8 protein-coding genes and 2 pseudogenes are annotated in these 11,120 nt (G+C 73.2%); 5 read left to right on the forward strand and 5 right to left on the reverse strand.

From position 1 onward, the window contains the following. Both LCE31_RS29260 and LCE31_RS29265 read left to right on the forward strand, forming a co-directional pair. Positions 1 to 257, forward strand: a pseudogene (locus LCE31_RS29260) (protein phosphatase 2C domain-containing protein); the annotation flags it as partial. Between the two features lie 54 nt (positions 258 to 311). Next, the gene (locus tag LCE31_RS29265; RefSeq protein WP_225019533.1) at positions 312 to 2,054 is read left to right on the forward strand and encodes a pyruvate dehydrogenase; all 1,743 of its coding nucleotides are present in this window, start codon (positions 312 to 314) and stop codon (positions 2,052 to 2,054) included. 147 nt (positions 2,055 to 2,201) lie between these two features. Here the strand turns inward: LCE31_RS29265 and LCE31_RS29270 are convergent. The 5 genes and pseudogenes from LCE31_RS29270 to LCE31_RS29290 form a co-directional block, all read right to left on the reverse strand. Further along, a pseudogene (locus LCE31_RS29270) lies at positions 2,202 to 2,582 on the reverse strand (aminoglycoside phosphotransferase family protein); the annotation flags it as partial. Between the two features lie 114 nt (positions 2,583 to 2,696). Then, entirely contained in the window at positions 2,697 to 3,245 is a 549-nt protein-coding gene (locus tag LCE31_RS29275; RefSeq protein WP_225019535.1) for a GNAT family N-acetyltransferase, read from the reverse strand. Positions 3,246 to 3,525: 280 nt separating this feature from the next. Next, positions 3,526 to 4,197, reverse strand: coding sequence for a hypothetical protein (locus tag LCE31_RS29280; RefSeq protein ID WP_225019537.1), 672 nt, complete (start codon positions 4,195 to 4,197; stop codon positions 3,526 to 3,528). A 177-nt stretch (positions 4,198 to 4,374) separates the two neighbouring features. Then, the gene (locus LCE31_RS29285; protein ID WP_225019539.1) at positions 4,375 to 5,442 is read right to left on the reverse strand and encodes a DUF2637 domain-containing protein; all 1,068 of its coding nucleotides are present in this window, start codon (positions 5,440 to 5,442) and stop codon (positions 4,375 to 4,377) included. Between the two features lie 258 nt (positions 5,443 to 5,700). Then, the gene (locus tag LCE31_RS29290; protein ID WP_225019541.1) at positions 5,701 to 6,558 is read right to left on the reverse strand and encodes a (2Fe-2S)-binding protein; all 858 of its coding nucleotides are present in this window, start codon (positions 6,556 to 6,558) and stop codon (positions 5,701 to 5,703) included. A gap of 149 nt (positions 6,559 to 6,707) precedes the next feature. Here LCE31_RS29290 and LCE31_RS29295 point away from each other — a divergent pair, with 149 nt between their 5' ends. The 3 genes from LCE31_RS29295 to LCE31_RS29305 form a co-directional block, all read left to right on the forward strand. Further along, a complete protein-coding gene (locus LCE31_RS29295) occupies positions 6,708 to 7,424 on the forward strand; it encodes a GntR family transcriptional regulator (RefSeq protein ID WP_374118584.1) in 717 nt (238 codons plus the stop codon). Positions 7,425 to 7,566: 142 nt separating this feature from the next. After that, the gene (locus LCE31_RS29300; protein ID WP_225019545.1) at positions 7,567 to 9,333 is read left to right on the forward strand and encodes an ABC transporter transmembrane domain-containing protein; all 1,767 of its coding nucleotides are present in this window, start codon (positions 7,567 to 7,569) and stop codon (positions 9,331 to 9,333) included. Positions 9,334 to 9,361: 28 nt separating this feature from the next. Continuing rightward, on the forward strand, positions 9,362 to 11,120 hold a 1,759-nt coding region (locus tag LCE31_RS29305), incomplete at its 3' end, for an ABC transporter ATP-binding protein (RefSeq protein WP_225019547.1).

Genomic DNA, 11,120 nt, shown 5'->3' on the forward strand with positions numbered 1-11,120 from the left:
TGCCCGACGCGCCCGCCCCCGAGCCCGACCAGCCCTTCCGCTTCCACGCCTCCACGGCCCGGGCCGGCGACACCCTGCTGCTGTGCGGCGACGGCTTCGCCGAGACGCTGCGCGGCGAGCCGGGCCTGCCGCGGACGCTCGGCGCGCGCTGGTCCGTGCCCGAGGCGCCCAGCCTGGTGGAGTTCCTCGCCGACGTGCAGCTGCGGGTGAAGGGGTACGCGGACGACCGCACGGCCGTCGGCGTCTGGGAGGCGTAACGTCGCCGGCCGTGGGTTTGATGGACTTCCACCCGTATGGAAAGGCGCTCAGGCATGGCCAAGCAGAACGTCGCCGAACAGTTCGTCCAGATCCTTGTCCGGGCAGGTGTCCAGCGGATGTACGGAGTCGTCGGCGACAGCCTGAACCCCGTCGTCGACGCGATCCGCCGCACCCCCGGCCTCGACTGGGTGCATGTGCGCCACGAGGAGGCCGCCGCGTTCGCCGCGGGTGCCGAGGCGCAGATCACCGGGAGGCTGACCGCGTGCGCGGGCTCCTGCGGCCCCGGCAACCTCCACCTCATCAACGGGCTCTACGACGCCCACCGTTCGATGGCACCGGTGCTCGCCCTCGCCTCGCACATCCCGTCCGCGGAGATCGGCACCGCGTACTTCCAGGAGACGCATCCGAGCGCCCTCTTCGAGGAGTGCAGCCACTACAACGAGATGATCTCCAACCCGCAGCAGATGCCCCGGGTCCTCCAGACGGCGATCCAGCACGCGGTCGGCAGGCAGGGCGTCAGTGTGGTGACACTGCCCGGTGACATCGCCGCGGCCCCGGCCCCGGACCACGCGCCCGAGCACGCGCTCGTCACCGGCAGGCCCTCCGTGCGCCCGGGCGAGGCCGAGATCGAGCAGCTGGCCCGCATGGTCGACGCGGCCGATCGGGTGACCCTGTTCTGCGGCAGCGGCACCGCAGGGGCGCACGCGGAGGTGATGGAGTTCGCGGAGAAGGTCAAGTCGCCCGTCGGCCACGCCCTCAGGGGCAAGGAGTGGGTCCAGTACGACAACCCCTTTGACGTCGGGATGAGCGGTCTCCTCGGCTACGGGGCCGCGTACGAGGCCACCCACGAGTGCGACCTGCTGATCCTGCTCGGCACGGACTTCCCGTACAACGCCTTCCTGCCCACCGATGTGAAGATCGTGCAGGTGGACATCCGGCCCGAACACCTGGGCCGCCGCTCCAAGCTGGACCTCGCGATCTGGGGCGACGTGCGGGAGACGCTGACGGCGCTGATCCCTCGGATCGAGGAGAAGAAGAACCGGCGCTTCCTCGACAAGATGCTCAAGAAGCACGCCGACGCGCTGGAGGGCGTCGTCAAGGCGTACACCCGCAAGGTGGAGAAGCACGTCCCGATCCACCCGGAGTACGTGGCGTCCGTGCTGGACGAAGTCGCCGACGACGACGCCGTCTTCACCGTCGACACCGGCATGTGCAATGTGTGGGCGGCGCGCTACCTGACCCCCAACGGCCGTCGGCGCGTGATCGGTTCGTTCAGCCACGGCTCGATGGCGAACGCCATGCCGCAGGCCATCGGGGCCCAGCTCGCCGACCGGCGACGGCAGATCGTGTCGATGTCCGGCGACGGCGGATTCGCCATGCTGATGGGCGACTTCCTCACCCTGGTCCAGCAGGATCTGCCGGTGAAGGTCGTGCTGTTCAACAACTCAGCTCTCGGCATGGTGGAGTTGGAGATGCTGGTGGCGGGCCTCCCGTCGTACGGCACCACCAACCGCAACCCGGACTTCGCCGCGATCGCCACGGCGGCCGGGGCCTACGGCGTCCGCGTCGAGAAGCCCAAGGAGCTGGAGAAGGCGCTCAAGGACGCCTTCAAGCACAAGGGCCCCGCCCTGGTCGACGTGGTCACCGACCCCAACGCGCTCTCCATCCCGCCCAAGATCAGCGCGGAGATGGTGACCGGGTTCGCCCTCTCCGCGAGCAAGATCGTCCTCGACGGCGGCGTCGGCCGCATGGTGCAGATGGCCCGGGCGAACTTGCGCAACATGCCCCGGCCGTGAAGCCCGGCGCTTCGCGCGGGCCCGTGAACCCGCCCGTGCGCAAGCGCTGCGGAGCGGTCCCGCAGCAGACCCGAGAGCCCCCGGCCTCCTCGGAGACCGGGGGCTCTGCGCGTCGGGTCAGCCCCGAGCGAGACCGCCTGTCTTCAGTCCTCCCTCCGGGTCGGCCAGAGCCCGGGGCCACGCGGCGCCGGCGTCCACGGTGACGGCCATGCTGACGTCGTGCAGGCGGCGCAGCAGACGTTCCACTCAACTCAGCGCGGTCCCCGTCATCACCCAGTGGGGATACGGCGGCAGGGCGACGTCGCCGGGGAGATGGGTCAGCTGCTCGCGGCCGTCCTCGGTGAGCCGGACCGGGGTCGGAGCGCCGTCGAAGCCGTGCGCTTGAAGCGCGCGAAGGTGGGCGTGGAGGGCGGGCGCGGTGGGCGGCGCCGGGCGGTCCCCCAGGGAACCGCGGCGGAAGACCGCATCGGCGTTCGCCATGCCACCGCCAAGTGCTTCGCGCTGTGTTGCCCCGTCGTCGCCTGCCATGCCGGTCACGTCACCGGGAGCCCGGCGGTGGTGGCCGGCGTCGAGCCGTGGCCGACCACCAGGTCCGTCGCACATACTGACGACATGCTGGACTACCGTCCAAGTCGCCCCCCGTCAAGGCGTGGTTGTGGCGTACTGGTACTGGTCCGACGACAACTCGAACACCCGTACCCGCCGGCCGTAGGCGGGATTGACGGTCTCAAGGACCGGACGCATCCCCAGCTTGGTCATGATCCGCTCTGAGGCGTCGTTGCCCACTTGGGTGATGCTGACGATCCGCTCCAGCCCCCGCTCCTCGAACGCGAACCGGACAGCGGCCGCGGCTGCCTCGGTGGCCAGGCCCCGTCCCCAGTGGGAACGTCCCAGCCGCCAACCGACCTCGACCGCCGGCAATACCTCCGGCATGTAGCCGGGCACGGAGAGGCCGGTGAACCCGGCCAGCTCGCCGGTGGACCGGATCTCGACGGCGAACAGGCCGAAACCCTGTGACTCCCACTCGCTCTCCCACGCGTGGATCCCGTCGCGAGTCCGCTGTTCGTCACGGACGCCGCCGTCTCGGATCCACCGCATGACCTCGGGGTCGGCATTGACAGCGGCCATGGGCGCGACGTCCTCCTCGCGCCAGCGACGCAGGATCAAACGGGGAGTCTCAAGTGTGACCATCGAATCATTCTGGATGACGCGCAAGCTCTCCCACCATCCTCCCCCGCCGCGTATGACGTACGTCCCGGGGCCCTGTCGGAGGAGCCCGGGCCCCGGCCGGCTTCGCGAGGCCTGGCGCACGATCAGGCGCCTGGGCTCGATCAGTGGGGGGCTGGGGACTCCACGACGACTAACGACTAACGACGAACGACGAACGACAAACGACGGACAACGGGGCAACGGGGCAACGGACGACGAGCAACTCCCGGCTCACGCGCAGTGGGCGGCCCGCCGCAATGGTTCAGAACGGCGACGGGAGGAGTACCGCGGGCAGCAGCCCTTTCTCGATCTCCTGGCGTGGCAGCGACAGGCCGAGATGCCCGCCCACCGCGCCGAACAGCCGCCGCGCCAACTCCTCCTCATCGCCCCAGGGATCGTCGCGGCCCTCGCGGCCGGGGGAGGCGTCTCGCACCGCCCCGCCCCGGCGCATGGCCGCGTCCAGCGTGGCGAACGCCCCGAGCCGGTCCTCCAGCGGGAACGCGGTTTCCAGCAGGCTTTCGCCGGGCTCGAAGGACCTCGTCTCGCCGGCCGTGTCGCGGTAGCACACCCAGGGCGCCTCCTGCGTGAAGCGGTCCAGGCAGACGAGTTCCTCGCCCCGCTGAACCAGGGTGTCCGGGCTCAGCCGGTCGAGGAGGAGGTGGCGCCAGGTGGACCGTTCGGTCTCCAGGGTGTACGCCCACCCGCTGCTGCGGCCGAACATCGCCACACTGTCGCCCCCGTCGACGCCCACCCTGTCGAAGTCCACGAACAGGGGAGGCTGTTCGGCCAGGCGGCGGTCCGCACCGAGACGGACCACGAAGTCCACCGGGTCCACGCCGCGCACCGCCGTGAGGCAGATGTCGGAGAGCATCCCGTCCTTGGCGATCGCACCGCTGTACCACTGCTCGCCGATCCACTCCAGGCCGTCCGTCATCGTGCCGTCCCCTTTCCTCGCGTCAAGAAGCCTGCGACGAATGTCCGCTGGGCTGCGGTTGCCAAGTCGAGGAGCCCGCCGTCGCGACACGAAAGCGGCGGGCCGGTGTGACATCCCTCGTCACACCGGCCCGCCGCGCTACGCGGTTGCCCCGTCCACCCGCGGTGGACCGCCGGGTCAGCCGAACTGCTGCTCCAGGTCGGCCAGTTTGCGCTCAAGCGAGTCCAGGCGCGGCAGCGCCTGGGTGTCGTCCTCGGCCGTGAGGTCCACGGTCCTCGGCGCCGCCGCAGCGGGCGTCTCGGCCGTGTTCTTCACGGGCTCCAGCGGGGGGCGGCCCGAGGCCGGCCCCTGTTCGGAGAGATCGGCGAGAGCGGGCTCCGCGGTGGTGGCGACGGCCTGCTGCGGAACGCCCGGCGCACTCAGCGCGGGGACCTGCCGGCCACCGCCGCCGCCCCGCGGCCACGAACGGTGCTGGCGGTTGAGCGCCTTGATCTGCGCCCGGTCCAGCTTGCCCTGTTCGCGCCTGCGGTACTTGGCCTGTTCCTTCTGCCGCTTGTCGTCGCGGACCTCCTCGACCGCCTCGTCCAGGGTGCGGACGCCCTCAAGCAGCATCAGCGACCAGGCGCCGAAGGTCTCGCGAGGTGCGCGCAGCCACCGCACGATGCGGATCTGCGGCAGCGGACGCGGTACGAGGCCCTGCTCACGCAGCGCCGCGCGGCGCGTCTGCTTCAGCGCGCGGTCGAAGAGGATCGCCGCGGACAGCGACATCCCGGAGAAGAACTGCGGCGCGCCCGCGTGGCTGATGCCGCGCGGTGCGTGCACCCAGTTGAACCAGGCCGCCGCACCGGCGAACAGCCAGACGAGCAGCCGGGAGCCGAGGGCCGCGTCGCCGTGGCTCGCCTCGCGCACGGCGAGCACGGAGCAGAACATCGCCGCTCCGTCGAGTCCGAACGGCACCAGGTATTCCCAGCCGCCCGACAGGTTCAGGTTCTCCTGGCCGAATCCCACCAGGCCGTGGAAGGAGAGCGCCGCGGCCACCGCGGCACAGCAGAACAGGAGTGCGTAGGAGGCGATGCCGTACACCGTCTCCTTGCGCCGGCGGCGCTCCTCGCTGCGCTCCCAGGAGTCCTCGGAGCCGGACTTGACGGAGCGCTTGCGCGTGATGAGAGCCACCGCCACCAGGACCCCGACGAGCAGCACGCCGCAGGGGAGCAGCCAGTTCAGCGATATGTCGGTCAGTCGCATGCGGTGTTCCTTGCATCGCAGGAGGAAGTAACGGGCGCCATAGTGGCGTAGATGTGGTGTCCCTCAGATGTCTTCGGGACAAGTGCACGCCAACGAGGCGGCAACATACGCATAAGGGCGTGTTCAGTGAGAACTGCCGTTCGGTGACCGGCTGTCATGTTCGATTAATATCACCCTTCGGGGTGGTTCTGGGCGCGGGGTGACGCACTGTCAGGTTTGTCGGCTTGCCGGAAAACCACCGGGGGTCGCCGGAAACCGTCAGGCCGAGGCGCTCAGTTTCCGCGCCCGCTCGCTGTCACATGTGCGGGGGCATGTGACGCACGTGTCGTCAGGACGCAGAGTGTAGAACAGACAGCACGTCACGCGATCGCGGGTAGGCAGTAGGCGCCCGTCCCCGGCCGCGAGTTCGCGGAATCCGGCGGCCCCGGCGTACGGCGCGGACGCTCCCGGCAGCAGAAGCCCCAGGTCGGCGACGGCGCGCCCCTCCTCGCCCAGCAGATGGCCGACATACCAGAGGCTCTCCACGATCTCGTCGGTTGCCATGCCCCACAGTGCGCGGCGCCGCCGGCGCATCCGGGGCCCGAACGCGTCGAGCACCGGGGCCAGATGGTCCGCCACCGCGGCCCGCACCTCGGCGCGCAGCGCCTCCTCGTCCGGTACGACACGGGCACCGGGCAGCCCGGCCGCCGGGTCGTCCGGCAGGCAGGCGAACTCCCCGAGCGCCACGGACATCCGGCCGAGCGCACGGTGGAACGACACCGCGGACACGGGCAGCCGGGGCACCCTGCGCAGCAGGAACCACGGCAGCGTGACGAGCAGGCAGGCGGGCCACGCGTAACGGTGCAGTGCCATGCTCGCCACCACGTCGGGGCGGGCCGCGCGGCCCTGGTCGCGCATGATCTGCCGCTCGTCCCAGGACAGGAACGCGTCGAGCGCGACCGGATCGGACGCGAGGGCCTCCGCCGTCACCCAGCCCTCACCCGTACGGAGCCGCTCGCCGGCGCCGGCCACCTCGACGCGCAGGGACGGGAACACCTCGGTCAGCCTGCGGTAGGCGTCGTCGGCGAAGGACGGTGACGGTGCGAGCAGGCCGGCGGGCGCGGGAGACACGTGCATGCGGGCAACCACCGAATCGCGATCGTTTGCAGGTAAGCCTTACCTTATCCGAACTCCACGAGGTGGGAACCGGGGCCTGGTCCGCCTAGGGTGCTCAGCACGGCCGCGTTCCGCCATCCGGGTGGGCGGGGGCCCGAACCGGAGGTGGAGTGGGAGTGGAGCAGCGCGGCGCGGGCCGGGACCACGCGGCCCCGCCCCCTACCGGGCCCCCGTCCGCGCCGGGCGCCCTGCCGCTGCCCGGCCAGGTGCGGCGCCACTCCGTGCGCGGTCAGATCCTGGACGCCCTGCGCGCGGCCCTCGCCGACGGCGCGCTCGCGCCCGGCGAGGTCTACTCGGCGCCCGCGCTCGGCCGGCGGTTCGGTGTCTCCGCCACACCCGTACGGGAGGCCATGCAGCGGCTCGCCGCGGAGGGCAGCGTCGAGGTCGTGCCGAACCGCGGCTTCCGGGTGGCGGAACGCGATACGGCGGAACTCGCGGAGCTCGCCGAGGTGCGGGAGCTGCTCGAAGTGCCCGTCCTGCTGCGGCTCGCCCGCGCCCGGCCGGCTCCGGCGTGGGACGACCTGCGCCCCCTGGCCGAGCGGTGCACCGCCGCCGCGGCGCTGGGCGAGCGGAGCGCGTACGTCACACACGACCGGGCGTTCCACCGCGCCCTGCTCTCGCTCGGCGGCAACCGGCAGCTCGTCCTCGTCGCGGAGGACCTGTACCGGCGCTCGCAGTGGCCGCCCGCCGGGGCCGGGCCCGTGCGCAGGGCCGACCTCGTCGCGGACGCCGCCGAGCACACCGCGCTGCTCGACGCGCTGGCGGCGCGCGATCTGCCCGCGGTCGCCACACTGGCCCGGCAGCACTACACGGGCGCCCACGGCTGACCCGCGGCGGCTGCGGGTCCGGGACGGCCCCGTCGTCCGGGAAACCGCGGAGCCCCGTGCGCCTCCCGCCGTCCGGCCGCCCCCGTACAGAAGCGGCCCCCGCGCTGCCCCGGCCGCACACGCGCTTGCTAGTGTGCGTGAGATGGCCGTCACGCCGAGGGGCACCGCAGCGGACACCCCGCCACCCGGCCCCGCGGTTCCCGAGGGCGAGGAGCCCGCCGAGTTCCCCGACCACCGGAGCCCCGCGCGCTTCCTGTGGTGGCACGTCGTGAGCCAGCGCCGCAGGGCCGCGCTCGCCGCCGTCCTCGGCAGCGTCTGGATGGTCTCCCTCGCACTGCCGCCGTACCTGCTCTCCCGCGCCGTGGACGACGGGCTGCGCTCGGGGGACGACCGCGCCGTGGCCCGGTGGGCTGCGGCCCTGCTCGGTGTGGGGCTGGCGAGCGCCTGGCTGTCGATCATGCGCCACCGCACCATGACCCGCGCCCGCAACGACTCCGCCCTGCGCACCGTGCGCTCCGTGGTCCGCCAGTCGGTGCGGCTCGGCGCCACCCTGCCGCACCGGCTCACCGCGGGCGAGGTGCTGGCCATCGGCATCGGCGACGTGGCCGCGATCGCGGACGTCATGACCATCGCGGGGCCCGGGGTGGGCGCCGTGATGTGCACGGTCGCCGTCGCCGTCGTGCTGCTGTCGGTGTCACCCCTGCTCGGTGCCGTCGTGCTGATCGGTGTGCCGGCGCTCGTACTCGCCCTCGGACCGCTGCTGAACCGGCTCCGCGGCGCCCAGTCCGCCTACCGGGAGCGGCAGGGCGAACTCACCATGAGCGTCGCCGACATCGCGGGCGGACTGCGGGTCCTCGCCGGACTCGGCGGCAAGGAAGCGTACGGCCGGCGCCACCGGCGCGGGTCCCGCGCCCTGCTGGCCGACGGCTACCGCGTGGCGTCGGTGGCCAGTTGGATCGACGCGATCGCCGTCGGCCTGCCCGCGCTGTTCCTCGCGGCGGTCACCTGGCTCGGCGCCCGGATGGCGGTCGACGGTGCGATCAGCCCGGGCCAACTGGTCGCCGTCTACGGCTATGTGACCGTGCTCGCCGTGCCCGTCACCTCCTTCGTCGAGAGCGGCCACCAACTGGGCCTCGGCCTCGTCTCGGCCCGCCGCGTGACCGACTTCCTCGCCCTGGAACCGGAGATCACCGACACCGCGGAGCACCCGCGCGAACCACCCGCCGTACCGGCCGAGTTGTACGACCCGGCGTCCGGGACCCGGATCGAGCCCGGCGTGCTCACCGCCCTCGCCTCCGGCCGTCCCGCCGACAGCACGGCCGTCCTCGACCGGCTCGGCCGCTACACCGCGTCGGACGCCACCTGGGGCGGCGTCCGGCTCGACGCCCTCCCGCTCGCCGCCGTACGGGAACGCATCCTCGTGGCCGACAACGAGGCACACCTCTTCTCCGGCACCCTGCGCGAGGCCGTCGAAGGACGGGAGCCGCGCGAGCCCGCGGCGACCGGGCGCGCCCTGCGCGCTGCCGCCGCCGAGGACATCGTCCAGGCGCTGCCGTCCGGCCTCGGCGCCCCGCTTTCGGAGCAGGGCCGCAGCCTCTCCGGCGGCCAGCGCCAACGCCTGCGCCTGGCGCGGGCGTTGCTCGCCGATCCCGAGGTGCTGCTGGCCGTGGAGCCCACCTCCGCGGTCGACGCCCACACCGAGGCCCTGCTCGCCGCCCGGCTGCCGGCCGCCCGCGCCGGACGCACCACCGTCGTCACCACGCTCTCCCCGCTCGTCCTCGCCCGGGCCGACGCCGTGTGCCACCTCGTGGACGGCCGGGTCGCCGCGACCGGCACCCACCAGGAACTGCTGGCGACGAGCCCCGGCTACCGCGCCCTCGTCACCCGCGACACCGAGGGGTCTCCATGACGAGGCCGAGCCGCCCGGGTGCGGACCGATGACCGCGCCGCACCGCCTGCCCGTAGCGGACGCGCGCGCCGTACGGGCCGCCGCCGCCCGGCTCGTACGGGCCGACGCCCGCGCCTTCGTCCGGATGATCGCCCTCAACATGGCGGCTGCCGCCGCGGGCCTCGCCCCGCCCTGGCTGCTCGGCCGCCTCCTCGACACCGTGACCGGCGGCGGCACGGCGGCCCGGGTCGACAAACTGTCGCTCGCCATCGTCGGCTGCGCGCTCCTCCAACTGCTGCTCACCCGCTACGGGCGGCTCCTCGGCCACCGGTTCGGCGAGCGGACCTCGGCCCGTATCCGCGAGGAGTTCGTGTCCAGGGCGCTCGCGCTGCCCGCCTCCGTGGTGGAGCGGGCCGGCACCGGTGACCTCACGGCGCGCGGCACCAGCGACGTCCCGGTCATCGGCGCGACCCTGCGGGATGTGGCGCCCGAGGTCCTGATCGCCGTGCTCCAGGCGGTGTTCCTGCTGGTCGCGGTAGTGGTGCTGGCGCCGCTTGCGGGGGCGGTCGGCATCGTGTTCCTGGCCGGTATCCCGGTCGCCGCCCGCTGGTACCTGCGCCGCGCGCCCGCCGCCTACCTCGCGCAGGGGGAGACGCATTCGGCGCTCGCCGAGACGCTCGCCGCGACCGCCTCCGGCGCCCGGACGATCGAGGCGCTCGGCCTCCAGGAACAGCGCACCGCGGTCACCGCCGCCGTCGCCGCCGAATGGCGCCGTACCCGCGAACACACGCTCCGGCTGCGCAGTGTCCTCTTCCCCGCCGTCGACGTCTCGTACGTCCTGCCGGTCATCGCCGTGCTGCTCACCGGCGGGGTGCTGGTGCGGCACGGCGCGGCCGGCCTCGGCGCCGTCGTCTCGTGCGCGCTGTACCTGCGCCAGCTCTCCACACCGCTCGACGCGATTCTCCAGCGGATGGAGGGCCTCCAGAGCAGCCGGGCGTCGTTCGCACGCGTCGAGGGGCTCGCCGCCGCGCCCCCGGCGCCCGCGCCGGACGGGCCCGCCCCGGACGGCGACCGCATCGAGGTCAGCGGCGTGCGCTACGCCTATGCCGGTACGGACACGGACGTCCTGCACGGCGTCCGGCTCTCGGTGCGGCCGGGCGAACGGCTCGCGCTCGTCGGCCCTTCCGGCGCGGGCAAGTCGACCCTCGGGCGGCTGCTCGTCGGGGCCGACCGGCCGCGCGAGGGCAGTGTGACCGTCGGCGGTGTGCCGGTGGCAGACCTCGGCCCGGAACTGCTGCGCCGCCATGTCGTGCTGGTCAGCCAGGAACACCACGTCTTCCGGGCGAGCCTGCGCGACAACCTGCTGCTCGCCGCGGCGGACGCCGCCGACGGGCGCCTGCTCGCCGCCCTCGACGCCGTCGGCGCCACCTGGGTGGGCGGCCTGCCCGACGGACTCGACACCGAACTGGGCGCCGGACGCATGGAGTTGGACGGCTCACAGGCCCAGCAGCTGGCCCTGGCGCGGGTCGTGCTCGCCGACCCCCACACCGTCATCCTCGACGAGGCGACCGCCCTGCTCGACCCGGCGAGTGCCCGGCACACCGAGCGCGCGCTCGCCGCCGTCCTGCGCGACCGTACGGTCATCGCGATCGCCCACCGGCTGCACACCGCGCACGACGCGGACCGGGTCGCCGTGCTCGACCGCGGCAGGATCACCGAACTCGGACCCCACGACGAGCTGGTGGCGGCGGGCGGCCCCTACGCGGCGCTCTGGCGCACCTGGCACGGCGCGCCAGAGGAACCCGCCC

It is taken from the genome of Streptomyces sp. 8L (assembly GCF_020176795.1).
In the GTDB taxonomy this organism is placed as follows: domain Bacteria; phylum Actinomycetota; class Actinomycetes; order Streptomycetales; family Streptomycetaceae; genus Streptomyces.